The 25865-nt window shown below is 67.5% G+C and carries 20 protein-coding genes and 1 pseudogene; 11 read left to right on the top strand and 10 right to left on the bottom strand.

The features are described 5' to 3' along the window. The first annotated feature begins 203 nt into the window (after positions 1 to 203). Genes glgA through glgX form a run of 3 tightly spaced genes read left to right on the top strand, consistent with a single transcriptional unit; the run spans position 204 to position 5118 of the window. Positions 204 to 1634: a glycogen synthase GlgA gene (gene glgA, locus ACT009_RS15555; protein WP_445191968.1), complete on the top strand. Its 1431-nt coding sequence runs from the start codon at positions 204 to 206 to the stop codon at positions 1632 to 1634. Then, entirely contained in the window at positions 1631 to 3244 is a 1614-nt protein-coding gene (locus ACT009_RS15550) for an alpha-D-glucose phosphate-specific phosphoglucomutase (RefSeq protein WP_445191967.1), read from the top strand. Before glgA ends, ACT009_RS15550 begins: the two co-directional genes overlap by 4 nt. Further along, positions 3241 to 5118 (top strand): glycogen debranching protein GlgX, encoded by a 1878-nt coding sequence (glgX, locus tag ACT009_RS15545; RefSeq protein ID WP_445191966.1) that lies wholly within the window; start codon positions 3241 to 3243, stop codon positions 5116 to 5118. Before ACT009_RS15550 ends, glgX begins: the two co-directional genes overlap by 4 nt. Here glgX and ACT009_RS15540 read toward each other — a convergent pair. After that, positions 5108 to 6649: an acyl-CoA synthetase gene (locus ACT009_RS15540; protein ID WP_445191965.1), complete on the bottom strand. Its 1542-nt coding sequence runs from the start codon at positions 6647 to 6649 to the stop codon at positions 5108 to 5110. The two genes, glgX and ACT009_RS15540, sit on opposite strands and share 11 nt — an antisense overlap. A 68-nt stretch (positions 6650 to 6717) precedes the next feature. Between ACT009_RS15540 and ACT009_RS15535 the strand changes: the two genes are divergently transcribed. The 4 genes from ACT009_RS15535 to ACT009_RS15520 are packed head-to-tail and all read left to right on the top strand — an operon-like array spanning position 6718 to position 10752. Beyond that, complete coding sequence (locus ACT009_RS15535) at positions 6718 to 7299, top strand: TetR/AcrR family transcriptional regulator (protein ID WP_445191964.1); 582 nt, start codon at positions 6718 to 6720, stop codon at positions 7297 to 7299. Then, positions 7296 to 8258: an NADPH:quinone oxidoreductase family protein gene (locus tag ACT009_RS15530; RefSeq protein WP_445191963.1), complete on the top strand. Its 963-nt coding sequence runs from the start codon at positions 7296 to 7298 to the stop codon at positions 8256 to 8258. Before ACT009_RS15535 ends, ACT009_RS15530 begins: the two co-directional genes overlap by 4 nt. 8 nt (positions 8259 to 8266) lie before the next feature. Further along, on the top strand, positions 8267 to 9877 hold the full coding sequence (locus ACT009_RS15525; RefSeq protein WP_445191962.1) for a choline dehydrogenase: 1611 nt from the start codon (positions 8267 to 8269) through the stop codon (positions 9875 to 9877). Beyond that, entirely contained in the window at positions 9874 to 10752 is an 879-nt protein-coding gene (locus ACT009_RS15520; RefSeq protein WP_445191961.1) for an HpcH/HpaI aldolase/citrate lyase family protein, read from the top strand. The genes ACT009_RS15525 and ACT009_RS15520 overlap by 4 nt, the downstream gene beginning before the upstream one ends. Positions 10753 to 10805: 53 nt before the next feature. Here the strand turns inward: ACT009_RS15520 and ACT009_RS15515 are convergent. The 4 genes and pseudogenes from ACT009_RS15515 to ACT009_RS15500 all read right to left on the bottom strand — a co-directional run. Next, positions 10806 to 12872, bottom strand: a pseudogene (locus tag ACT009_RS15515) (ATP-binding protein); the annotation flags it as partial. 56 nt (positions 12873 to 12928) lie between these two features. Then, positions 12929 to 13939 carry a glycosyltransferase family 4 protein gene (locus ACT009_RS15510; RefSeq protein WP_445191960.1) on the bottom strand — a complete coding sequence of 337 codons (1011 nt, stop codon included), beginning with the start codon at positions 13937 to 13939 and terminating at the stop codon, positions 12929 to 12931. A 10-nt stretch (positions 13940 to 13949) separates the two neighbouring features. Next, entirely contained in the window at positions 13950 to 15530 is a 1581-nt protein-coding gene (locus ACT009_RS15505; RefSeq protein ID WP_445191959.1) for an alpha-amylase family glycosyl hydrolase, read from the bottom strand. Beyond that, a complete protein-coding gene (locus ACT009_RS15500) occupies positions 15527 to 16639 on the bottom strand; it encodes a glycosidase (protein ID WP_445191958.1) in 1113 nt (370 codons plus the stop codon). The genes ACT009_RS15505 and ACT009_RS15500 overlap by 4 nt, the downstream gene beginning before the upstream one ends. 56 nt (positions 16640 to 16695) lie before the next feature. Here ACT009_RS15500 and ACT009_RS15495 point away from each other — a divergent pair, with 56 nt between their 5' ends. Together ACT009_RS15495 and ACT009_RS15490 are read left to right on the top strand one after the other, a co-directional pair. After that, complete coding sequence (locus ACT009_RS15495) at positions 16696 to 17601, top strand: ATP-grasp domain-containing protein (RefSeq protein WP_445191957.1); 906 nt, start codon at positions 16696 to 16698, stop codon at positions 17599 to 17601. After that, positions 17601 to 18617, top strand: coding sequence for an LLM class flavin-dependent oxidoreductase (locus ACT009_RS15490; protein ID WP_445194117.1), 1017 nt, complete (start codon positions 17601 to 17603; stop codon positions 18615 to 18617). Before ACT009_RS15495 ends, ACT009_RS15490 begins: the two co-directional genes overlap by 1 nt. Positions 18618 to 18629: 12 nt before the next feature. Here the strand turns inward: ACT009_RS15490 and ACT009_RS15485 are convergent, their stop codons facing one another. After that, positions 18630 to 19718, bottom strand: coding sequence for a hypothetical protein (locus ACT009_RS15485; protein ID WP_445191956.1), 1089 nt, complete (start codon positions 19716 to 19718; stop codon positions 18630 to 18632). A 165-nt stretch (positions 19719 to 19883) separates the two neighbouring features. On the opposite strand from ACT009_RS15485, the gene ACT009_RS15480 reads away from it, so the two are divergent. Both ACT009_RS15480 and ACT009_RS15475 read left to right on the top strand, forming a co-directional pair. Then, positions 19884 to 20156, top strand: coding sequence for a BrnT family toxin (locus ACT009_RS15480; protein WP_445191955.1), 273 nt, complete (start codon positions 19884 to 19886; stop codon positions 20154 to 20156). Continuing rightward, on the top strand, positions 20116 to 20415 hold the full coding sequence (locus ACT009_RS15475) for a BrnA antitoxin family protein (protein ID WP_445191954.1): 300 nt from the start codon (positions 20116 to 20118) through the stop codon (positions 20413 to 20415). The genes ACT009_RS15480 and ACT009_RS15475 overlap by 41 nt, the downstream gene beginning before the upstream one ends. Before the next feature lie 330 nt (positions 20416 to 20745). On the opposite strand, the gene ACT009_RS15470 is transcribed toward ACT009_RS15475, so the two are convergent. From ACT009_RS15470 to uvrA, 4 genes are all read right to left on the bottom strand, one after another. Then, positions 20746 to 21384: an SOS response-associated peptidase family protein gene (locus ACT009_RS15470; RefSeq protein WP_445191953.1), complete on the bottom strand. Its 639-nt coding sequence runs from the start codon at positions 21382 to 21384 to the stop codon at positions 20746 to 20748. 134 nt (positions 21385 to 21518) lie between these two features. Next, positions 21519 to 22100 (bottom strand): Swt1 family HEPN domain-containing protein, encoded by a 582-nt coding sequence (locus tag ACT009_RS15465; protein ID WP_445191952.1) that lies wholly within the window; start codon positions 22098 to 22100, stop codon positions 21519 to 21521. Further along, on the bottom strand, positions 22093 to 22755 hold the full coding sequence (locus ACT009_RS15460) for a DUF5343 domain-containing protein (RefSeq protein ID WP_445191951.1): 663 nt from the start codon (positions 22753 to 22755) through the stop codon (positions 22093 to 22095). Before ACT009_RS15460 ends, ACT009_RS15465 begins: the two co-directional genes overlap by 8 nt. Before the next feature lie 174 nt (positions 22756 to 22929). Beyond that, positions 22930 to 25836, bottom strand: coding sequence for an excinuclease ABC subunit UvrA (uvrA, locus tag ACT009_RS15455; RefSeq protein ID WP_445191950.1), 2907 nt, complete (start codon positions 25834 to 25836; stop codon positions 22930 to 22932). Positions 25837 to 25865 lie beyond the last annotated feature (29 nt).

Raw genomic sequence — 25865 nt, 5'->3', positions numbered from 1 at the left:
TGCGTTCGCAGGAACACGGCTCAACGGCTTCGTCGCCCCGGACTTGTTCCGGGGTCCACGGTGCCGCGTGATCAACGATTCTCGCTCGTGCGGAACGGTGGATCCCGGAACGAGTCCGGGATGACGGTGTGTTTTTGGCGCCGCCAGCTTAGCTCGCAGACGTCTCGCGGTCGCAGGAACACGGCTGACGCGGACAGGGCGGCGTGACGCGCGTTTTATCGGTGGCGTCCGAGGCTTTCCCGTTGGTCAAGACCGGCGGGCTCGCCGACGTCGTCGGTGCGCTTCCTGCGGCGCTGGCCGAGCATGGCGTCGAGACCACGACGTTGCTGCCCGCCTATCCGTCGCTCGCCGAGGTGGCGACGGGTGCGAAGGTCGTGCATCGCTGGCGGGACCTGCTGGGGGCCGAGGCGCGGCTGCTGGCGGGGACGATCGCGGGGCATCCGCTGCTGATGCTCGATGCGCCGCTGCTGTTCGCACGGATCGGCGGGCTCTACGACCATGCCGACGACTGGCGACGCTTCGCCGCGCTCGGCCGTGCCGCCGCGGACCTCGCCTCGGGCGTGGTGAAAGGGCGACATTTCGACATTCTTCACGCGCATGACTGGCAGGCAGCGATGGGGCCGGCCTATCTGCGCTACGCGCCCGGCCCGGGACCGCGCGCGCGGACGGTGATGACGGTGCACAACATCGCGTTCCAGGGGCGGTTCGATGCCGCGGTGTTCGCCGAGCTCGGCCTGCCCGCGCTGGCCTGGGCGGTCGACGGCGTCGAATATTATGGCGGCGTCGGCTTCCTGAAAGCGGGGCTCGAGGCCGCGGACGCGATCACGACGGTCAGCCCGACCTATGCCGCCGAGATCCGCGACGGCCGGTTCGGCATGGGCCTGGAAGGATTGATCAACGTCCGTCGCGCCGTGGTGAGCGGGATCGTCAACGGTATCGATCCGGCGATCTGGAACCCGCAAACCGACTCCGCGCTGCCGCGGCGCTATGCGGCGACGACCCTGGCGGGGCGGGCGGTCAACAAGCGCGCGGTCGAGAAGAAGTTCGCGCTCGATCCTGGCGACGGTCCGATCTTCACGGTGATCAGCCGGCTGACCTGGCAGAAGGGCATGGACGTGCTCGCCGAATGCCTCGACGATCTGGTTGCGCTCGGCGGTCGGCTGGCGCTGCTCGGATCGGGCGACGCCGCGCTGGAACAGGCGTTCCTGGCGGCGGCGGCGCGGCATCCGGGACGGATCGGGGTGACGATCGGCTATGACGAGCCGTTGTCGCATCTGCTGCAGGGCGGCGCCGACGCGATCCTGATCCCGTCTCGGTTCGAGCCGTGCGGGCTGACCCAGCTCTACGGGCTCGCCTATGGCTGCGTGCCGGTGGTGGCGCGGACCGGGGGGCTCGCCGACACCGTGATCGACGCCAACGAGGCGGCGCTGGCGGCGGGTGTGGCGACCGGCTTCCAGCTCGGCGAGGTCGGCTACAACAGCCTGTCGCACGCGATTCGGCGCGCGATCGACGCCTATGCCGATCCGGCGATCTGGGCCGCGGTGCAGCAGAACGGCATGCGCGCGGATTTCTCATGGCGGCAGAGCGGCCGCCGCTACGCCGACCTCTACGCCAGTCTCGAAGGACAATCATGATCACGACCGTGCAGACCAGCCCTTTCGACGACCAGAAGCCCGGCACCTCCGGCCTGCGCAAGAAGGTGCGGGTGTTCCAGAAGCCCAATTATGCCGAGAACTTCATCCAATCGGTATTCGATGCGATCGACGGCAAGGACGGCGCGACGCTGGTGATCGGCGGCGACGGTCGCTTCCTGAACCGCAAGGTGATCCAGAAGGCGATCCGGATGGCGGCGGCGAACGGCTTCGGGCGGGTCGTGGTCGGGCGCGGCGGGATCCTGTCGACCCCGGCGGCGAGCAACATGATCCGCATTCGCGGCGCGATCGGCGGGCTGGTGCTGTCGGCGAGCCACAATCCCGGCGGCCCCGACGAGGATTTCGGGATCAAGTACAATGTCGCGAACGGCGGCCCGGCGCCCGAGGCGATCACCGAGGCGATCTACCAGCGCAGCCGGGTGATCAACCAGTGGCGGACGATCGAAGGCCCCGAGATCGATCTCGACGGCGACGGCGAGAGCAAGGTCGGCGAGACGATCGTCGAGGTCGTCGATCCCGTCGCCGATTACGCCGCGCTGATGGAGAAGCTGTTCGACTTCGCCGCGATCCGGGACGCGGGGCTGACCATGGCGTTCGACGCCATGAGCGCGGTAACCGGGCCCTATGCGACCGAGATCCTCGAACGGCGGCTTGGGTTCCCCGCGGGGACGGTGCGCAACGGCACGCCGCTGGAGGATTTCGGCGGCCATCATCCCGACCCCAACCTGGTCCATGCGCACGAGCTGTACGCGACCATGATGGCGCCCGACGCGCCCGATTTCGGCGCCGCGTCGGACGGCGACGGCGACCGCAACCTGATCATCGGCAAGGGACGCTTCGTGACGCCGTCGGACAGCCTGGCGATGCTCGCGGCGAACGCGCATCTGGCGCCGGGCTACAAGGCCGGGCTGAAGGGGATCGCGCGGTCGATGCCGACCAGCGCGGCGGCGGACCGGGTCGCGGCGAAGCTCGGGATCGCAGCGTTCGAGACGCCGACGGGGTGGAAGTTCTTCGGCAACCTGCTCGATGCCGGCCTCGCGACGATCTGCGGCGAAGAGAGCGCGGGGACCGGATCGGATCACGTCCGCGAGAAGGACGGGCTGTGGGCGATCCTGTTGTGGCTCAACATCCTGGCGGTGCGGCGCCAGTCGGTCGACGAGATCGCACGGGATCACTGGGCGACGTTTGGTCGCAACTATTATGCGCGGCACGATTACGAGGGCGTCGAGAGCGACCGCGCCGATGCGCTGGTGGCGGAACTGCGGGCGTCGCTGGCGACCCTGCCCGGCAAGCGCTTCGGCGACCTGATCGTCGAGCGGGCGGACGATTTCGCCTATCATGACAGCACCGACGGATCGGTCAGCGCCAACCAGGGCGTGCGGGTGCTGTTCGAAGGCGGCAGCCGGGTGGTGTTCCGCCTGTCGGGCACGGGCACCAGCGGGGCGACGCTGCGGGTCTATCTGGAGCGCTACGATGCCGCCGACATCGACCGCGACACCGGCGAGATGCTCGCCACGATCGTCGCCGCCGCCGACGAGATCGCGGGCATCGTCCGTCACACCGGCCGCACCGCGCCGGACGTCATTACGTGAGATCCGACGCGCCGCTCGGCGCGACGGTGACGAACGGCGGGACGCGGTTCGCAGTGCGCGCGGCGACCCCGGTGACGCTTTGCCTGTTCGATGGCGACGTCGAGCGGTGGGTGCCGATGATCGGCCGTGACGAGTTGTGGGTGACGGAGGTCGCGGGCGTCGGCGCCGGGCAGCGGTACGGGTATCGTACGGCGGCCGACCCGGCGAAGCTGTTGGTCGATCCCTACGCGGTCGAGCTGGATCGGGCGTTCCGGTATGATCCCGTGCTTGGGCAGCCGAGAGCGGAGACTGGGCATCTGGTGCCGCGAGCGATCGTGCAGCCCAACCCTTCTTCGTCACCCCGGACTCGTTCCGGGGTCCACCGTGCCGCGAATTCGGCGGCTTATGGTTCCGCGGCACGGTGGACCCCGGAACAAGTCCGGGGTGACGAGGTGGTTTTGGACAGGGAGGAGCACTCGGAAAAGCCTCCTCCGCCCCTCTTCCGACCCGGCGGACTGATCTACGAGCTCAACGTGCGCGGGTTCACGATGCTGCATCCGGACGTGCCGGTCATGCAGCGGGGGACGATCGCCGCGCTCGCGCATCCGGCGGTGATCGCGCATCTGCGCAAGCTGCGAGTGGCGGCGGTCGAACTGATGCCGATCGTCGCGTGGATCGACGAGCGTCATCTGCCCGCGCTAGGACTGACCAACGCCTGGGGGTATAATCCGGTGGTGCCGATGGCACTCGATCCGCGGCTCGCGCCGGGCGGGGTGGACGAACTGCGCGACACGGTCGCGGCGCTGCGCACGGCGGGGATCGGCGTGATCCTCGACCTTGTGTTCAACCATAGCGGCGAGAGTGACCGGCATGGACCGACGCTGTCGATGCGCGGGCTCGACGAGGCGCTTTATTATGCGCACGCGCCCGACGGCACGCTGATCAACGATACCGGCACCGGCAACACGCTGGATTGCAGCCGGGTCGAGGTCCGCGCGCTGATCCTCGACAGCCTGCGCCACTTCGCCGCGATCGGGGTCGACGGGTTCCGCTTCGACCTCGCGCCGATCCTCGCGCGCGGGCCGGGGTTCGACCGCGATGCGCCGATCTTTGCGGAGATCGCGGCGGATCCGCTGCTGGCGTCGCGGGTGATGATCGCAGAGCCGTGGGACATCGGGCCGGGCGGTTACCAGCTCGGCAATTTTCCCGCCGGCTGGCTCGAATGGAACGACCGCTACCGCGACGACGTGCGCCGCTTTTGGCGGGGCGACGGATCGGCGGGGGCGCTGGCGACGCGGATGGCGGGTTCGTCCGATGTGTTCGGTACGGGCGCGACGCGGACGGTGAACTTCGTCGCCGCGCATGACGGCTTCACCCTGGCCGATACGGTCGCCTACGAGCATCGCCATAACCACGCCAATGGCGAGGACAATCGCGACGGGCATGGCGACAATCATTCCTGGAACGGCGGGGTCGAGGGGCCGACCGACGACCCCGCGATCCTGGAGAGGCGCGACCGCGGGCGCCGTGCGCTGCTCGGCACGCTGTTCGCGTCGACCGGTACGATCATGCTCACCGCGGGCGATGAGTTCGGCCGGAGCCAGGATGGCAACAACAACGCCTATGCGCAGGACAACGCGATCGGCTGGATCGACTGGGCCGCGCGCGACGTGGCGCTGGAGGATCATGTCGCCGCCCTTGCCGCACGCCGCGCGGCGGCCGAGTTGGACGGCGTCGACTTTCCCACAACCGCGGCATGGCTGACGCTCGACGGACGCGCGATGACCGATAGCGACTGGTGGCGGGCCGATGGTTTCGAGCTGCGGCTGCCGTCGGTGCGGATCGTCGTCGACCGATCGGGGCCGACGCTGCTGCTGGACGCCGCTACGCGGTGACGCCGACCGCCTTCGCCCGGTATTCGTCGAGCAGCAGCCGCTTATAGAGCTTGCCGGTGTCGTGCCGCGGCAGCTGGTCGCGGAAATCGATGCGGCGCGGCGTCTTGACGTGGCTGAGATTGGCGCGCGCGAACGCCATGAGGTCGGCAGCGAGTGCGTCGCCTGCCTGTGACGGATCGCGCGGCTGGACGATCGCGACGACCTCCTCCCCCATCTCCTCGTGCGGGGCGCCGATGACGGCGACGTCGGCGACGTCGGGATGGGTCACCAATAGGTTCTCGATCTCGGCGGGGTAGATGTTGACGCCGCCCGAGATGATCATGAAGCTCTTGCGGTCGGTGAGGTACAGATAGCCCTCCTCATCGACCCAGCCGACATCCCCGAGCGTCGTCCAGCCATGCGCGTTGGCCGCTTCCGCGGTCTTGGCCGCGTCCTTGTGGTATTCGAACGCGGTGCCGCCTGCGAAGTACACCGTGCCTTCGGTGCGCGGCGGCAGTTCTTCGCCGTCGTCACCGCAGATCTTGGTCAGCGCGGTCAGGTTGCGGCCGACCGAGCCGCGGTGCGTCAGCCATTCGGGTGCGGAGATCGCGCAGAAGCCGTTACCCTCGGTGCCGGCATAATATTCGCCGACGATCGGGCCCCACCAGTCGATCATCGCCTGCTTGACCGGGATCGGGCACGGCGCCGCGGCATGCCATACCGCGCGCAGCGACGACATGTCGTAGCGCGCGCGGGTTTTCGCGGGCAGCTTCAGCATACGGATGAAGTGGGTCGGCACCCATTGCGCATGGGTGATACGGTAGCGTTCGATGCACGCCAGCGCCTGCTCGGGATCGAAATGCTCCATCACCACGACGGTGCCGCCGATCTGGTGAACCGCCATCGACCAGCGGAGCGGGGCGGCGTGGTAGAGCGGCGCGGGCGACAGGTAGATCATGTCCGCATCGAAGCCGTAGAGCGCCTTGCCGAGCATCACCAGCGGCGAGACGTTGGTGCCGAACGGCTCGACCGGCAGCGCGTGCTTGACGCCCTTCGGCTTGCCGGTGGTGCCCGACGAATAGAGCATGATCGATCCCGGCATAGGATCGGGGAACGGCGCATCGGGCATTGCATCGCGGGCTTCTTCGTAGCTGCGATAGCCGGAGATCGTGCCGTCGCACATCAACCGCGCGACGTCGTCGAGACGCGCCACCAGCGCCGCGGCGCAGTTGCCGACGCCGGTGCTGGCGATCAGCACGCGGCAATCGCCGTCGCGGACGATGTATTCGGCCTCCGCGACGCTGAGCTTCGACGACAGGCAGGTGCAATAGACCCCCGTGCGTTCGGCCGCCCATAGGATCTCCAGATAGCGGGCCGAATTGTCCATCATGATCGCGATGCCGTCGCCACGCGCCAGCCCGAGCGAGCAGAGCAGGTGCGCGCCCCTGTCGGCGCGGCGATCGAGCTCGCCATAGGTGACGGTCTCGCCTGTCCCCGCCATGATGTAGGCGGGCTTGTCGGGATGGGTCGTCGCGTGACGTGACGGATGCATGCCGGTCTCTCCCGACGGCGGCTTTACCGCCGCTCGTTTCCGGCATAACATTCGTTATGGTCACGGGGATGTCAAGCGCGGGGAACGGGGCGGAAGGCGCGGTACGATCGGCCGACCTGACCCAGCGCGACTGGCTGGAGGCGGGACAATCCCTGCTCCGGCGCGGCGGGCTGAAGGCGCTGAAGCTGCGACCGCTCGCCGACGAGCTGCGGGTGTCGACCGGCAGCTTCTACCATCATTTCCCCGACTTCGACACGTACCAGGGGCGACTCGCGACCTATTTCGCGGACGCGCAGATCAGCGCGGTGATCGACGCGATCAACCGCACCGAACGCGAGCCGGTGGCGCGGATCCGGTTGCTGGCGCAGATCGTGCGGCGGCGGGGGATGTCGCGTCTGTCGATCGCAATGCGCGCCTGGGCAGAGAGCGATCGGCGCGCGCTGGCGGCGGTGGAACGGCACGACGACATCGTGCTCGGCTTCCTGACCGAATGCCTGGTCGCCAACGGCCTGTCGCGCCACGATGCGGCGGTACGCGGCTATGCGCTGATCACGCTCGGGCTGAGCAAGGTCCATGCGCCGCATCTCGACATGGACCGGCTGTTCGAGGACCTGCTCGCCATCCTCTGCTATCCGCCGCCCGCGGCATGAAGGCGCTGGTGGTCTCCGCGCTGTCGGACGATCTGTCGGGTTGTGTGCTCGACGACATCCCCGAACCGGTGCGCCGCGAGGGCGAGTTACTGGTGCGGGTTCGTGCGGCGTCGCTCAACTATCCCGACCTGCTGATGACCCGCGGCGCCTATCAGCTGAAGCCCGCCTTGCCGTTCGTGCCGGGCATGGAAATGGCGGGCGAGGTGATCGAGGGCGACGGCGACTTCGTCGCAGGCGATCGGGTGGTGTGCGGGACCCGCATCGGCAGCTTCGCCGAATTGGTGACGTGCAAGGCCAACGCAGCGCGACGAGTCCCGGCCGGGATGGATCATGCGACCGCCGCATCGATCGGGACGGCGTACCTCACCGCCTATGTGGCGCTGGTACGGCTGGCGCGGGTGCAGGCAGGCGAGTGGGTGCTGGTGCATGGCGCGACCGGCGGGGTCGGGTTGGCGACGGCCGATCTCGCCAAGGTGTTGGGGGCGAAGGTAATCGCGACGTCGCGGTCGGCGGAGAAGCTGGCGATCGTCGCGCGGGACTATGCGCCGGAAGCGACGCTCGCCGCGACGGGCTTTCGCGAGGCGGCGAAGGACATCACCAGCGGCGGTGCGGACGTGATCGTGGACCCGGTCGGCGGCGACGTGTTCGACGAGAGCGTTCGTGCGATCAGGTTCGGCGGGCGGTTGCTGGTGGTCGGCTTCACTTCCGGCCGGATCGCGACGGTTCCGACCAACCTGCCGCTGATCAAGGGATTTTCGGTCATCGGCGTCCGCGCGGGCGAGTATGGCCGACGGTTTCCGGCGCTGGGCGCGGAGAACCTCGACGCGATCTGGGCTATGGCGGCGGCGGGAAAGCTGCGACCACGGGTTCACAAGAAATACGAACTGGCGGACTGGCGGGCGGCCTTCGCAGCGATGGCGGCGAGCGACCTGATCGGCAAGCTGGTCATCGAGCCGTAGGAGAGAAGATGGAAGCGTATGATTATGTCATCGTCGGTGGCGGCTCCGCCGGCTGCGCGCTCGCTGCGCGCCTGTCCGAAGACCCCGCGGTCAGCGTCGCGCTGCTCGAGGCGGGCGGGCGCAACGACAAGTTGCTCGTGCGCATGCCCGCGGCGGTCGGCGACCTGATCAAGGCCAAGGGGCCGCATAATTGGGGATTCTGGACCGAGGCGGAGCCGAATCTCGACGGCCGCAAGCTGTGGTGGCCGCGGGGGCGCGGGCTCGGCGGCAGCTCCGCCATCAACGGCATGATCTATGCGCGCGGCAATCCGCAGGACTATGACGAATGGGCGCAGCGCGGGCTGCCGGGCTGGTCGTGGGACAGCGTGCTGCCCTATTTCCGCAAGCTCGAACGCCATCACCGTGGCGGCGACCTGCACGGCGCCGAGGGGCCGGTCCACGTCTCCGCTGGCGAGAGCGACAGCCCGTTCAACGACGCGCTGATCGCGGCGGGGGAACAGGCGGGCTATCCGACCACCGACGACTTCAACGGGGAGCGACAGGAGGGCTTCGGCCGCTACGACCTGACGGTGTCCAATGGGCGACGGTGGAGCGCCGCGGAGGCGTATCTCTTGCCGATCCGCGGCCGTGCCAATCTGACGATCGTCACCGATGCGCGCACCACCCGGATCCGGGTCGAGCAGGGCCGCGCGACCGGGGTGGATTTCGTCGTCGGGCGCGATGCCCGCCACGCCGCCGCGGCGCGCGAGGTGCTGCTGTGCGCGGGGGCGGTGCAGTCCCCGCATCTGCTCCACGTGTCGGGGATCGGCCCGGCGGACCGGCTGCGCGAGGCGGGCGTCGCGGTGGTGCACGATCTGCCCGGCGTCGGCGAGAATTTGCAGGATCATCTCGACGTGCTGATGCGGTGGCGCAGCCGCGGGCTGAAGACCGCTTTCTCGCAGACCCGCGGTCTGCGGCAGCTGGCGATCGGCATCCAATATATGCTGACCGGCAAGGGCCTCGGGCGGCAGCAGTTCCTGGAGAGCGGCGCGTTCCTGTCGTCGCGCGAAGGACTGTCTCGGCCCGACATTCAGATCCATGCGGTGATGGCGCTGATGGCGGATCATGCCAAGGTGAAGGCGACCGAGGACGGCTTCTCGCTCCACCTCTGCCAGCTGCGACCCGAGAGCCGCGGGCGGATCGGCCTCGCCTCGCCCGATCCGTTCGCCGATCCGCTGATCCATGCCAATTACCTCGCCACCCCCGAGGATCGGCGAGTGCTGCGCAAATCAGTCATGATCGCGCGCGACGTGGTGTCGCAGGCGGCGCTGGCGCCCTACCGCGACGTCGAGTTGGCGCCCGGCGATGCGGTGCGCAGCGACGACGAGATCGACGCCTGGATCCGCCGTACCGCGGAGACGATCTACCACCCGGTCGGGACCTGCCGGATGGGGCCCGAAGGCGACACGCTCGCGGTGGTCGATCCCGAGCTGCGGGTTCGGGGGCTGGACGGGCTGCGCGTGGTCGATGCCTCGGTGATGCCAACGCTGGTGAGTTCGAACACCAACGCGCCGACGATCATGATCGCGGAGCGCGCGGCGGACCTGATCGCGGGCCACGCGACGGTGGCAGCGCTGTGACCGCATTTCGAGCCCGCAGCGCGCTGTTCATGCCGGCGTCGAATGCACGCGCGATCGACAAGGCGCGCGGGCTGTCGTGCGACGTCGTGATCGTCGATCTGGAGGATGCGGTCGCGCCCGAGACAAAGCCGGCGGCGCGGGGGGCGGCGGTCGCGGCGATGGACCTCGGCTTCGGCGACCGGCGACAGGCGATCCGGATCAATGGGCTCGACACCGAGTGGAGCGTCGACGATGCCGCAGCGGTGCGGGACAGCCGCGCGGATGCGGTGGTGGTGCCGAAGGTATCGTCGGCGGACGACCTGGCGGCGGCGCGGGCGCTGCTTGGCGAGGACGGTCCGCCGATCTGGGCGATGATCGAGACATGCGCCGCGATCCTGGCGCTGCCCGCGATCGCCGCGGCTACGGGTCCGACGCGCACCGAGCTGCTGATCGCGGGGACCAACGACCTCGCCAAGGACATGCGGTGCCGCCCGGGCGTCGACCGCGAACCGCTGCTGCCCGCCCTCGCGGCGATCGTCACAGCGGGGCGCGCCGCGGGGATCCTGGTGCTGGACGGGGTGTGCAACGCGATCGACGATCCCGCGCGGCTCGCGGCGGAGTGCGCGCAAGGGGCGGTCTATGGGTTCGACGGCAAGACGCTGATCCATCCGTCGCAGATCAAGGTGGCGAACCGGGCGTTCGGCCCCTCGCCCGCGGAGATCGCCTGGGCCGAGCGGATCATCTCAGCCTTCGCCGATCCCGCGAACGCGGACCGGGGCGCGATCCGGCTCGACGGTGAGATGATCGAGCGGCTCCATCTGGCAGAGGCCGAACGGATCGTGGGGCTGGCGACCCGTGCTCCTGCGAACGCAGGAGCCCAGGGTAAGGGAGGGTAACGCTCGTGACCCTGGGCTCCTGCGTTCGCAGGAGCATGGTCGATGCGGGGCACCTACCCCCGATGCAGCATCGCGGTGATCCGCGCGGCGATCACGTCCATCGCGAACGGCTTGGTGACCAGCGCCATATTGGGGGCGAGCTGGCCGTTGCCGATCACCGCATTCTCGGCATAGCCGGTGATGAACAGCACCTTCAGGTCGGGCAGTTGCGCAACCGCAGCGTCGGCGACCTGGCGGCCGTTCATCTGCCCCGGAAGGCCGACATCGGTCACCAGCAGGTCGATCCGCGCGCCGGTCGCCAGCACGCGCATCGCTGCGGCGCCGTCGCCCGCCTCCAGCACGGTGTGACCGAGTTCCTCAAGTACCTCGATCACCAGCATGCGGATGGTGGGTTCGTCGTCGACGACGAGGACGGTACACACCTTGCCGTCGCTGTCCTGGGCGATCGCTCCGAGCGTGACGGCATCGGCGTCCGACGCGGCGTCGCCATAGAAGCGCGGCAGGTAGATGCACATCGTCGTGCCCTCCCCGACTTCCGAATAGATCCGCACCTGCCCGCCCGATTGCCGCGCGAAGCCGTAGATCATCGACAGGCCGAGCCCGGTGCCCTCGCCCATCGGTTTGGTGGTGTAGAAGGGGTCGAAGGCGCGCGCCTGCACCTCGGGCGGCATGCCGGTGCCGGTGTCGGTGACGCAGAGCGACAGATATTGGCCAGGCGGCAGATCGCGTTCGCGGCCGGCGCGCTCGTCGAGCCACTTGTTCGCGGTCTCGATGGTGATGCGACCGCCATCGGGCATCGCGTCGCGCGCGTTGATGCACAGGTTGAGCAGCGCGTTTTCGAGCTGATTGGGGTCGACCATCGCGGACCATAGCCCCGCCGCCCCGACGACCTCGATGTTGGTGCCGGGTCCGACGGTGCGCTGGATCAGCTCCTGGAGCCCGTGAACGAGGCGATTGACGTCGGTCGGCTTGGGGTCGAGCGTCTGTCGGCGCGAGAAGGCGAGCAGCCGGTGGGTGAGCGCGGCGGCGCGCTTGGCGGCGCCCTGCGCGGCCGACGCGTAGCGATCGAGCTCGTTGAAACGGCCCTGCGCGACGCGCACCTGGATCATCTCCAGCGCGCCCGAGATGCCGGTCAGCAGATTGTTGAAATCATGCGCGAGCCCGCCGGTGAGCTGCCCGACCGCCTCCATCTTCTGCGCCTGGCGCAGGAAGTCCTCGGCGACCAGCAGGTCGCGGGTGCGCTGTTCGACCTGTTGTTCGAGCGAGGCGTTGAGTTCGGCGAGCTCGATCTCGGCGCGGCGCCGCTCGACCGCGTCGCGGGTGCGTTCGGCGACGTCGCGGACGAAGGCGATCTCGGCCGCAGTCCAGTCGCGCGCCTCGGCATGGTTGGCGTAGATCAGCGCGACGAAGCCGGTGACTTCGGTGACCGGCATGTTGATGAAGGATTGCGCGGAAATCGCCTTCAGCGCATCGGCGGTGTCGCTGGTGCGGGGATCGCGGTAGGCGTCGGTCACCGCGACGGTGTCGCCGCGTTTCAGATCCTCGATGTACGAGCCGTAATCACGGAACTGCAGCGTTCCGGCGAGCGTGACGATGCCGGGCGCGTTCCAATCGCGTTCGATCACGATCGTCTCGTTCACGGGATCGATCGTGCCATAGCCGGCGCGGCTGACGCCGAGCGTGCGGCCGAGGATCTCGGACGAGGCGTAGGCGAGATCGGCGGGGTCGCCCGGCAGGCGCAGCCGATCGTGGAGCTCGACCAGCGCCGACAGCCGGGCCTCCTGCCCGCGACGATCGTCGATGTCGTAGCTGACGCCGGGCATGCGCACCGGCTTGCCGCCTTCGACGATGCAGCGACCGCGCGCGGCGACCCAATGCGGCCGGCCATCGGCACCGACGATGCGGTATTCCGCGGCGAAGTTGCCGGAGACCGCCACCGCGGCGGCCACCTGATCGCGGACGCGTTGCAGATCGTCTGGGTGAACCTTGGCGAAGAACAGTTCGAGCGGGGCGCCGGTGCGGCCGAGCGCAGCGTCGAAGCCGTAGAGTTCGGCACAGGCGCTGTCCGCGGTAAGGCGATTGGCGCCGATGTCCCAGAGCCAGCTGCCGACGCTTTCCGCGCCGTCGTCGGCCGTATACTCTTCCTCCACCTCGCAATTCCTTCCGCCCGATGCGGCTACCGACCGAGGATGTCGCGGTAAAGTGCTATATAACGGTCGGCCATGCGATCGACCGTGAAGCGTTCGGCGACCGCGGCGCGGCAGGCGGCGCGATCGATCTCACCGATCCGCGCCACCGCGGCGATCGCCTCGTCGACGTCGTTGACCAGGAAGCCGGTGACACCGTCGTCGATCAATTCGGGCATCGATCCGCGATCGATCGCGATCACCGGCGTGCCACAAGCCATCGCCTCGATCACCGACAGGCCGAAGGGTTCGTCGAAGCCGATCAGGTGGAGCAACGCGGCGGCACCGCCGAGCATCGCGGTGCGCGCCGCGCCGCCGACCGGGCCGTCGTAGATCACGCTATGTCCGTCGACATGTGGCGCAACCTCGCGGTCGTAATAGCCCTGATCCTGGACGATACCGGCCATGTGCAGCCGCCGACCGGTAGCGTGCGCGACCGCGATCGCCTCGCGCGCACCCTTGTCCGGATGGATCCTGCCGAAGAACAGCAAGTCGTCGCTGCCAGCGGCATCGAACGGAAAATCGTCGAGGACGATGCCGTGGTGGATCGTCGCGGCGTAGCGCAGCCCGGGCGCGCGATCCGCATCGCTGATCGCGACATAGTTCACGCGGTGCTGGTACGGCGCGTACATCGGCATGATCCGGTCCGACGAGAAGCCGTGGATCGTCGTCACCATCGGTGTGTCGACCAGCCCGGAGAAGGCGTGGGCAGGGAAATCGGCCTGATTGTGGATCAGGTCGAACTCGCCGGCGCGATCGAACAGATACGCGAGGTGGCGGAACTCCCACACCTTGGCATCGATCGCCGGGTCTTCCGAATAGGGCGCGGGAACAACGCCAGCGAGGGTGGCGCTGGTCCGGCTGTCGAGCGTCGCGAACAACGTGACGTCAACACCGCGCTCCACCAGCGCCTCGGTGAGCAGGCTGGTGACGAGTTCCCACGGACCATAGTGCCGCGGCGGCGTGCGCCAGGCGATCGGGGCGAGCATGGCGATCTTCATGGCGCCGGGCTTAGCGGCTGACACGCAGGATGATAGCTTCGTCGGGGGCCAGCGTGATCTCGCCGCCGCGGTCTGCTTCTGGCACCGGTTCGTTCAGCGTCGTCAGCAGCAGCTCGCCTTCGGGCAGGGTGACGTGCTGGTCAGTCGTGCCTAGATTGAGCGCGATCACCAGGCGTTCGTCGTCGGCGGTGCGTTCGTAGGCGAGGACGTCGCCTTCGACCGCGATCAGCGCGATGTCGCCGGTCGCGAGCGCGGCGTGCTTGCGGCGCAGGTGGAGCAGGTCGCGGTGGAGCGCGAGCAGCGATGCGGGGTCGGCGGCCTGGGCGGCGACGTTGCGGGTGCGCCAGTCGCTGCCGAGCGGCAGCCACGGCTCGCCGGTTGTGAAGCCGGCATTGGGGCTGTCGTTCCACGGCATCGGCATCCGCACCTCGTCGCGGTTGAAGGCGATGCCGGGTTCGCGCAGCGCCTGCGGATCGCGGATGCGGTCGGTCGGGATCGGTTCGCCGGTCATGCCGATCTCGTCGCCCGCATAGAGCGTGGGGGTGCCACGCAGGGTGAGCAGCAGGACCGCGGCGACCCGCGCCTGCGCCTGACCAACGCGGGCGGCGATGCGCGGCTTGTCGTGGTTGCCGAGCACCCAGTTTGGCCAGGCGCCGGGGGGCAGCGCGGCCTCGTAGTCGGTGATCAGCCTGGCGATCGCCTGCGCGGTCCACGGGGTTTGCAGCAGCTCGAAGTTGAAGGGCAGATGCACGCCGCCGCCGTCGGGGCCGTAATAGGTGACGAGCCGGTCGAACGGCAGGTAGATCTCCCCGATTAGCACCCGCTCATCGTATTGGTCAGCGAGCGTGCGCATCGCGGTGACCACCCCGGTGATTTCGGGCTGGTCGGCGGAATGGGTCGGCAGCAGCCGATCGATGTCCTGCATCCCCTCGCGCCAGTCGGGGTTGGACGGGTTGTCGGGGAAGTCGGCATGCTTGATCGCGAGCCACAGCACGTCGATCCGGAAACCGTCTACGCCGCGGTCGAACCAGAAGCGCATCGCGTCGAGCATCGCCGCCTGAACCGCCGGGTTGCGCCAGTTGAGGTCGGGCTGCTCCTTCAGGAAAAGGTGCAGATAATATTGGCCGCTGGCCTTGTCATATTCCCAGGCGCTGCCGCCGAAGAAGCTCTGCCAGTTATTGGGCGGGCCGCCGCCCGGCGCCGGATCACGCCAGATGTACCAGTCGCGTTTCGGGTCGGTCCGGGCGCTGCGGCTCGCCTGGAACCAGGGGTGCTCACTGGAACTGTGATTGGGGACGAAATCGAGCAGCAGCTTGAGCCCACGGGCATGGGCGGCGGCGAGCAGGTCGTCGAAGTCGGCGATCGTGCCGAACCGCGGATCGATCCCGGTGTAGTCGGCGACGTCGTAACCGAAATCGGCCATCGGCGACGGGAAGATCGGCGAGATCCACACCGCATCGACACCGAGCGCGACGAGATGGTCGAGCCGTGCCTCGATCCCTTTCAAGTCGCCGATGCCGTCCCCGTCGCTGTCCTGAAACGAGCGCGGATAGACCTGGTAGATCGTGCCCGATTGCCACCAGCTGGTCATGCGAACAGGTCCTTCGACAATCGGGTGAGCCGGCAGGCGAGATCGGCCTCGCCGCTGGCGACGAGGTAATGGTCGCCGGCATCGACGAGGCCGGTGGTGAAGACGACGGGGGTGGGCAGGTACATCTTGTGCGCGATCGGGGCGGTGAGCGCGGGTGCGGCTTCGAGCAGCGGCGTATCGTCCTCGATGCGGAGGATGCTGGACGGATCGTCGCGGTCGAGCAGCGCCCAGAAGCTGCGATAGATGCCGACACTCTCCTGCGCCTCCACCCCGTGATAGATCATCAGCCAGCCGGCATCGGTGAGCACCGGCTGGGTGCCGCCGCCGATCTTCATCGCCGAGGTCGATCCCTTGCGGGCGCGGATGCCGGGCGCGTCGAGCGGGCGCCAGTGCAGCGCGTCGGGGGACTGGGCGAGGTTGATCGACGGGCCGCCGACAAAGGGGCTGTCGTCGGGATAGGCGAAATAGACTTCGCCCAATGGGCGGGTGAGCGCCATGAAACGGCCGCCGACCAGCCCTTCGAACAGGATCATGTCCTTGTTCTGGTGATCGAGGACGATGCCGCGCAGGGCGTAATTCAGCCCGTCGGTCGAGGTGTGGAGCGTGGTGCAGTGGCGTTCGGCGCTGACCGAGCAGGTCGTCATGTACCAGATGTCGCCGATGCGGCTGATCCGCGCATCCTCGACGCCGTAATCCTGATAGCTGGCGGCGGGCTCGATCGCGCGGTCGTAATGGACCGCGACGATGCGGTCGCCTGCGCCGTCGAGCTCGACGGGGAGCAGCCAGGACAGCGAGGTGAGCGCGAGGATGCGGTGGGTGCCGCCGCGGATCCGGAACTGGCGGGGGTCGCGCATGTCGACTTGGGTGAGCGGGTGGGCGTCGAGGACATAGCCTGCCGGGGTCCAGCGGATCGCCCGGACGTTGCCGTCGCGGACCGGATCAACCAGTGCCTCGGCGACGCGGACCATCATCAGCAGGTTGCCGTTCGGCAGCCGCGTGAAGCCGGGATTGAACGCGCCGAGCACATAGGTCGGCTCGGTGATGCCGCGGCGGAGCGGCGAGCGGGCCAGGTCGACGTCGTCGGGGGTGAAGATAAGCTTGTCGGTCATCGTTTCCGTTCATCATCCGCTTGCGCGGTGCTCGTCGCTTGCCGCATGTCGGCGCGATGACCGATCTTGCCATTCTCTACGAGCATCCCGCGTGGTTCGCACCCTTGTTCGCCGCACTGGAGCGGCGGGGCGTCGACTTCGCGACGATGAGCCCGGATGGCGACTGGAACCCCGCGGCGACGCAAGCGCCCGCGCCGGTGATGTTCAACCGGATCGCGATGTCGAGCTTTCTGCGCGCCGACGAGCACCCGATCTTCCACAGCATCGCGCTGCTCGACCATTGGCGGCGGTTGGGGGCGCGGGTGGTGAACGGGGCGGAGGCGATGGCGATCGACGCGTCGAAGGCCCGGCAGCTGGCGCTGATCGCCTCGCTGGGGCTGGCGGTGCCGGAGACGCGGGTGGTGCACCGGGCGGCGGACGTGGTCGGTGCGGCCACCCAGTTGCGGTTTCCGATCGTGGTGAAGGCGAACATCGGCGGCTCCGGTGCGGGGATCGTGCGGTTCGAGACGCTGGACGAGCTGCGCGCCGGGGTCGAGGACGGAGCGTTGCCGGGGAGCATCGACGGGGTGTTGCTGGTGCAGGAATATGTGCCGGTGCGCGGCGGGGCGATCACGCGGATCGAGACGCTGGACCGGCGGTTCCTCTACGCCATCGACGTGGCGGGCGGGGGTGCGTTCGATCTCTGCCCCGCGGATGCATGCGTGGTGCCGGGATCGGGGATCTCGATGGCGGCGGTGGAGCCTCCGGTCGAGCTGCGCGATGCTGCCGAGCGGATCGCGGTGGCGGTGGGGATGGACGTCGGCGGGGTCGAGGTGATGATCGACGACCGTGACGGGGTGGCGCGGTTCTACGACATCAACGCGCTGTCCAACTTCGTCGCCAGGCCCGACGAGGTGCTGGGCTGGGATCCGCATGACCGTCTCGTCGATTTCCTCGTCGACACGATCGGGAAGGCACGTTGATGCGGTACGGTTACTGGACTCCGGTGTTTGGCGGATGGCTGCGCAACGTGCCCGACGAGGGGATGGCGGCGACGTGGGAGTATACCAAGCGGCTGACCCAGGATGCGGAGCGCTGGGGCTACGACCTGACGTTGATTGCGGAGCTGAACCTCAACGACATCAAGGGCGTCGAGCAGCCCGCGCTGGATGCCTGGTCGACCGCCGCCGCGCTGGCCGCGGTGACCGAGACGGTCGAGCTGATGGTCGCGGTCCGCCCCAATTTCCACCACCCGGCGCTGTTCGCCAAGGCCGCCGCGAACATCGACCGGATCAGCGGCGGGCGGCTCGCGCTCAACGTCGTGTCGTCGTGGTGGGCGGACGAGGCCAGGCAATATGGCCTGCAGTTCGACCAGCATGACGATCGCTACGCCCGCACCCGCGAATGGCTCCAGGTGGTCGACGGACTGTGGACCGAGGAGCGGTTCAGCTTCACCGGGGACTTCTACACCACCGACGCCGCGATCTGTTCGCCCAAACCCGCCAAGCGCCCGACCGTCTACGCCGGCGGCGAGAGCGAGCAGGCCAAGGCGATGATCACGGCGCAGTGCGACGCCTATGTCATGCACGGTGACCCCGCCGCGGCGATCGCACCCAAGATCGCGGACATGGCCGAGCGCCGCGCGCGCGCCGGGGGCACGCCGATGCAGTTCGGCATGGCCGCCTATGCGATCGTCCGCGACAGCGAGGCGGAGGCGAAGCGCGAGCTGGAGCGGATCACCACCGTCGCCGAGCTGCCCGCGGGCTATGCCAATTTCGACCAGTGGCTGTCGGGCACGCAGCTGGAGCGCGAGATGAAGCTGCAGGAATATTCGGTCTCCAACCGCGGGCTGCGGCCCAATCTGGTCGGCACCCCCGAACAGCTGCGCGAGCGCATCGCCGAATACGAGGCCGCGGGGCTCGACCTGCTGCTGTTGCAGATGAGCCCACAGGCGGAGGAGATGGAGCGCTTCGCGACGCAGGTGATGGGCACCGCCTGAACGCCTGCCCGGTCAGTCCGGCGTGGGGCGGCGTGGCTCCTCGGGAAGCGCGAGGCTGTCGAGCCAGGCGGCGCGGGCGGGTTCGTCGGCACGCGCCAGTTCGTCGCGTTCGGCCTGCATGCGCCAGTCGAGCAGGTCCGCCTCCTCGTCCGAGAGCCCGCGCTCATATCCTTCTTCGCCATAACGGCCGAATTCCTTGCCGCCGAATTGCGGCGGCGGCGGGAAATCGGTGCGCCAGCCGTCATAATCCTCCCACACGCGGACATTCTCCCATGCGGCGGGCGGCGGCGCCGGCGAATGTTGAATAAGTTGAGGGTCGGTCGGCGGTTTCGCGGGCGGGGGAGCGGCAGGAGGAGCGGCAGGGGGCGCATCGATCGAGACCAGGCCCGCGGCCTCGGCGCGCGCCCATTGCTCCGCGGTCCAGCCGACGCGGGCGGCGATGTCGAGATCGGCGATGTCGACCTCGGCCGCCACCCCGGCGCCGACGCGGACGTAGAGATCGGCGCGCCCGAGGCGGGCGATCGCGTCGAGATCGGCGCGGCCCGTCGCATCGGCGCCGCGCAACGCGACGAACATCGCGGCGCGCGCGGGCGCGGCATCGGCGGCGAGCAGATCGAGATAGCGGTCGAACTCGCCCGCGGCGAGCCGGGCGGCGTGACCGTCGACGCCGCTTGAATCGGAGGCGCCAATATCCGCTTCGGCGGCCCGGCGATCGAGACGGGTGAGGATCGCCATCGCGAGCCGATTGTCGAACACATGGCGTTCGACCACGGTGCCGTCGCGGTGGGTGGTGGTGACGGTCTGCCCCTCCAGCGCGCGGGTGGCGAGTTCGTCGGCCAGGCGGTGGCGCTGCAGCAGCTGCGCGGCGGACCAGCCGATCGCGAAGGCGGCGCCGCGCGCGCTCGACCGGAAGGCGTAGGCCGAGGCGATCGAAAGGCCGAGCGACCGGCAGGCTGCGGCGACGCTGTCGCCCTGCGCGAGCGCCTCGCAGAACGCGCGCTGACGTTCCCCGGTCCAGCCGTCGCCGCGCCGGGAGGCGGTGATGACCGCCATGGTGGGATCGACGGGCTGAGAGCGGGTGGTGTCGAGGGGTGCGTTCATGAGCGTCCTCCGGGCGGCGCCGGCGCGTGGCGGGCGGGTGGACGCTTCGGATATGCCCGGATGCGGTGTGTAGGACAGCGTTATGTCGCGTGCCGGGTGCGGCGGGTGGGTTGACTGCGGTCATTACGTAGTTACATTATCGGGACCGCGCGATAGGGTGGGCGGATGGAGGTCAGTTTCGATCCGGAGAAACGTGCGGCCACGCTCTTGGAACGCAGCCTGGACTTCGCCGATGCGGTGACGGTGTTCGACGGGCCGGTGTTCGAATTCGAGGACGACCGCTTCGACTATGCGGAGCCACGCTATTCGACCGTCGGCATGCTGGATGGCCGGATGGTTGTGGTGATCTGGACCGAGGCCGAAGGCGGGCGGCGTGTCATTTCGATGAGGAATGCGAATGAGCGAGAGCAAACCAAGTTCCGGCACCGCCTGGCTTGATCCGGCCGACGACGCGCCGGAATGGACCGACGAGATGTTCGACATCGCCGAGTTCTCGATCGGCGGTAAGGTGATCCGGCCGGCGACCGGCTATCTCGGGCCCAATGGCGTGGTGCGCGGGCGACCTCCGCAGCGCGGCGAGGCGAAGCGGCAGGTGACGCTGCGGCTCGACCGCGACGTGCTCGACAAGTTTCGTGAAGGCGGACCCGGCTGGCAGAGCCGCGTCAACGCGGCGCTGCGCAAGGCGGTCGGGCTGTAGGGTTCGGCGCGGGCGGCGGTAGCGGCGCGCAGGCGACGCCGATCGCGCCTTCGGCTGCGTGGCCAGCCTCCCGTGGGAGCACATCGGCCCGAGTTGCCCCACCCCGGCGAAGGCCGGGGCCCAGTTGCGCAGGTGGCGGTAATTAAGGGTGGCGCTTCGTTACGGCCGTTTCCCAGCTGGGCCCCGGCCTCCGCCGGGGTGGTGTCGTTGCCGGGGTGGTGTCGTTGCCGAGTGTCGTTGCCGGGGTGGGCCGTTGCCGCGATCAAGGCGGCTTCCGCGGCGGGGCGCGCCCCCGCCCCCTCCCCGACCGGCTTCAGCCCGGTCGCGCCGTCAGCTTGCGGGGGTCACGCGGAAGGTGCCGGCGGGCGCGGGGCGGCAGAGGTCGCGGCTGGCGCCCGATCCGTCGAGCCACGCCGCCCAGTCGCTGCGGGGGAGCACGACGACCTGGCGCGAATGATAGGGCGCGACGTCGGGGCCGGGTTCGGTGGTGAGCAGGGTGAAGGCCTCGCCATGCCCGTCGACCGGCGCGCCGTCCTTGCCCGCGACGCCGCTGCGCCACAGGCCGGCGATGCAGAACCAGTCGTCGGCGGCGTGCGCGAAGGCCCATTTATGCTTGCGCTTCGCCTTGGGCGCGCCGGGTTCGGCGGCGGGTGTGGTGAATTCGTAGAAGGCGTCGACCGGGATCAGGCACCGCCCGGTCCGCAGGTCGCGGCCGTCGGAGCGATAGTTGTAGACCGGCTTGCCCCCCGGCCCCGGCCAGCTCCACCGCCGCTGGATGGCCTCGGCCGAACCGGGGGCGGCGGCGTCGCCATTGGCGGCGCGGATGACGAGCGTCGTGTCGGTGATCCGGATGCTGTCGAGCGGCGCGAGGTTCGGCAGCCCCTCGGGGAACAGCAGCGGGATCTTCAGCTGCGACCAGTCCTCCCGCAGTTGGCCTAGGGCGATACGGCGGGCTACTTCGTTGCACATGGTGTGGAGGTAGTATTCAGTCAAAGTGAAATCTAGCGCTAGCACCAGCGCACGGGGGATCGCCTGACGGGCGACGAGCTCGGCGCGACTGTACTGGTCTACTGCGGCATGGTATCTAAACTTAGCCGGTAGTCCTATAAACCTATGACCCGGTTCCAATCAGCGATATACATATATAGCCGCTGGAACTCACTCGGTAATAACAGCCGGTTGTGCGCGATAAAATCTCGGGACTTTTCTATCTCGTCCATACGCTGCGATAACCAGTGCTGAGACGGGACTATATCTTTGAAGCAGTCCCACTTGTTAATTATAATTTGCCCTAAATGCCCAAAATCAAGAAACCCAAGATCATCCGTTTTCTGTCCTTCCAGCCAAGAATCTTTTAGCGCAGTATCTCGACGAGCCTTCGCGAAACCAATAATCTTCGGCGGAAGTTGACTGAACCAGTCAGCTCCCTCGTTCTCTAGTAATCGTTCTCGGACGAAGTCACGAAGCTCGTTCTCAAAACAAAACAACAAAGCATAAAGTCGAGACATTTCTAAGGCCGCGTCTCGTCGCTGAAGTCCAAAGGGTGCTAGCTGCTCCGTCAGGAGAGCCTCTTCTCCCGCTATGCTAGAGGCCCCGATTTGGATACCAGCACTTTGAAACGTGCCGGCCTCAGCCTCGAACATCAAGCCCCGAAACAGAAAACCTCTGAGCAAATCGCTACTCAACAAGGTGCTCCTTCAGAGATTTAAAGATGGCATTGTATACCTCTACGTCCTTTGTTGCAGGAAGATGGACCTGGATATTGTAGTGAAACGATGTTCCAATCTTGTTCGAGCCATTCGCTCCTTCTGACGATTGCGCCTCGATGACAGGGCTGGCTTCTTCGCGCTCATGACCTTTCTTAACATCAGAGCGCGCATCAGCGGCTGAGGACAAATCAGCTAGCTTTAGCAAACCATAAAAGGTCGCCGTCATATTGGCAGCCGTATTATCACTCGCATTGTGATAGCTTTTGAACTTACCTTTTACGGACTCACGATCCCCTTCTTTCGGAGAGGATGTAATCAGAAAAATATCTCGGTATGCCTCACGCAAACTTTCCGCCAGAACCTTTCGTGACTGCGAGTGATCTCGATAGTCATGGTATCTCTGCGTCGGCTGTCCGGATGCCGATAAAAAACCCAACGATTTCAACAGGGGTATAAAAGCTCGGTCGTTAGATGAAGAAAAACCCCAATCCTTCAGAAGCTGATTGGTGAATTGGTCGGGAGCCTGCCCATCTCTGATGCGTGCAAAGAAATCAGGAAATCGGCTTACACCTAGAACATACGAACTGGTTAGTGCCACGGATCCCCCATCGAAAAATGTCCCCAGAGCCACTTTCCAACATTCGTTATCTTCGTCAAGTGACTACGTTAGCGCGCAACTGTGGCAAATGACTGATGTCACCGCATTTCGCCACAGCCTGCAAAGCGCGGACACAAAATTATGTTTCGCTTCGAATTTACGTCGCGAATTTCCTCAAGATAGACGGAAATGCAAAAGGAAGATTCCTCACTCCGCCGCCACAGCCTCCACGCCCCTGCCCTTCAGCAACGGCGCCAGGTACTTCCCCGTAAAGCTTCCCTTCGCCTTCGCCACGGTTTCCGGCACGCCCTCGGCGACGATCTCGCCGCCCTTCACGCCGCCTTCGGGGCCGAGGTCGAGGATCCAGTCGGCGGTCTTGATGACGTCGAGATTGTGTTCGATCACCACCACGGTGTTGCCCTGTTCGACGAGCGCGTGGAGGACCTCCAGCAATTTGCGGACGTCCTCGAAATGCAGGCCCGTCGTGGGTTCGTCGAGGATGTAGAGGGTGTTGCCGGTGGCGCGGCGGGAGAGTTCCTTGGCGAGCTTGACGCGCTGCGCCTCGCCGCCCGACAGCGTCGTCGCCTGCTGGCCGACCTTTACGTAGCCCAAGCCGACCTCGACCAGCATCGCCATCTTGTCGCGGATCGGGGGGACCGCCTTGAAGAACTCGGCGGCGTCCTCGACGGTCATGTCGAGCACGTCGGCGATGCTGTGGCCCTTGAACTTCACCTCCAGCGTCTCGCGATTGTAGCGGGCGCCGTGGCAGACGTCGCAGGTGACGTAGACGTCGGGGAGGAAGTGCATCTCGATCTTGAGCACGCCGTCGCCCTGGCACGCCTCGCAGCGGCCGCCCTTCACGTTGAAGCTGAAGCGGCCGGGCTTGTAGCCGCGCGCGGCGCTTTCGGGCAGGCCGGCGAACCAGTCGCGGATCTGGGTGAAGCTGCCGGTATAGGTCGCGGGGTTGCTGCGCGGGGTGCGGCCGATCGGCGACTGATCGATGTCGATGACCTTGTCGAGATATTGCAGGCCGGTGATCTTGTCGTGCTTGCCCTGTTGGATGCGGGCGCCGTTCAGCTCGCGCGCGGCGGCGGCGTAGAGCGTGTCGATCGTGAAGCTCGATTTGCCGCTGCCCGACACCCCGGTGACGCAGGTGAAGGTGCCGAGCGGGATGCTGGCGGTGACCCCGGTGAGGTTGTTGGCGGTGGCGTTGTGGACGGTGAGCTTCTTGCCGTTGCCCTTGCGGCGTACCTTGGGGACGGGCACCTCGCGGGTGCCGTTGAGGTAATCGGCGGTGATGCTGCCCTTCGATTTCAGGAGCTGCTTGAGCGTGCCCTGCGCGACGACCTGGCCGCCGCGGACGCCCGCGCCCGGCCCCATGTCGATGATGTAGTCGGCGGTGCGGATCGCGTCCTCGTCATGTTCGACGACGAGCACGGTGTTGCCGAGATCGCGCAGGCGGCGCAGCGTCTTCAGCAGCATGTCGTTGTCGCGCTGGTGGAGCCCGATCGAGGGTTCGTCGAGCACGTAGAGCACGCCCGACAGGCCGCTGCCGATCTGGCTGGCGAGGCGGATGCGCTGGCTCTCGCCGCCCGACAGCGTGCCGCTGGTGCGATCGAGGTTGAGGTAATCGAGCCCGACATTGTTGAGGAAGCCGAGGCGCTCGACGATCTCCTTCAGGATGCGCTCGGCGATCGCGCGCTGCTGGTCGCCGAGATGCGTCGGGAGATCGGTGAAGAAGGCGAGCGCGTCGACCACCGACAGATGGGTGGCGTAGCTGATGTCCTTCATCGCGATCTTGACCGCCAGCGCCTCGGGCTTGAGGCGGGCGCCGTGGCAGGTCTCGCACGGGGCGGCGGACTGGTATTTCGACAGCTCCTCGCGCATCCACGCGCTCTCGGTCTGGAGCAGGCGGCGGTTGAGGTTGCCGATCACGCCCTCGAACGGCTTCTTGACGTCGTACTTCTTCTTGCCGTCGACGAAGGTCAGGGTGACGGGCTTGCCGCGGCTGCCGTGGAGGACGACGTCGCGGACCTCCTGGGGCAGCTCGCCCCAGGGGGTGTCGATCGCGAAGTCGAATTCGCGCGCAAGGCTGCCGAGCACCTGCATGTAATAGGGCGAGGGCGGGTTGGATTTGGCCCAGGGCACGACCGCGCCCTTCTTGATGCTGAGCGCGTGGTTGGGGACGACGAGATCCTCGTCGAACAGCTGCTTCTCGCCGAGCCCGTCGCAGGCCGGGCATGCGCCCTGGGGCGCGTTGAAGCTGAACAGGCGGGGTTCGATCTCGCTGATCGTAAAGCCACTGACCGGGCAGGCGAACTTCTCGCTGAACACGATGCGCCCCGGGGGGGCGTTGTCGCCGAGCACGACCGAGCTCGGAGTGTGCGGCTCGACTGGGTCGGCGGGGTCGACATAGGCGAGACCTTCGGCGAGCTTCAGCGCGGTCTCGAAGCTTTCGGCGAGGCGGGTCGCGATCTCGCCACCCGTCACGAGGCGGTCGACGACGACCTCGATGTCGTGCTTGTACTTCTTGTCGAGCGCGGGCGCCTCGTCGATCTCGTGGATGGTGCCGTCGATGCGGACGCGGGTGAACCCCGCCTTCTGCCATTCGAGCATCTCCTTGCGATATTCGCCCTTGCGGCCGCGGACGACGGGGGCGAGCAGATAGAGCCGGGTGCCCTCGGGCAGCGCGAGCACGCGATCGACCATCTGGCTGACGGTCTGCGCGGCGATCGGCTCCCCGGTCGCGGGGCTGTACGGCGTGCCGACGCGCGCCCAGAGCAGGCGCATGTAGTCGTAGATCTCGGTCACCGTCGCGACCGTCGAGCGCGGATTGCGGCTGGTGGTCTTCTGCTCGATCGAGATTGCGGGGCTCAGCCCCTCGATATGATCGACGTCGGGCTTCTGCATCAGCTCGAGGAACTGGCGCGCATAGGCCGACAGCGACTCGACGTAGCGGCGCTGCCCCTCGGCATAGATGGTGTCGAAGGCGAGACTCGACTTGCCCGAGCCGGACAGGCCGGTGATCACGGTTAGCGTGTCGCGGGGGATGTCGATATCGACATCCTTCAGATTATGCTCGCGCGCACCGCGAACGCTGATTTTGGTCAACATGGTGACGGTTCTACTTCTGTTCTATCTTG

The sequence above is a fragment of the Sphingomonas sp. Tas61C01 genome (genome assembly GCF_052567495.1).
Note: the sequence above shows the minus strand (reverse complement) of the source record. Positions and strands in the feature narration are given on the sequence as shown.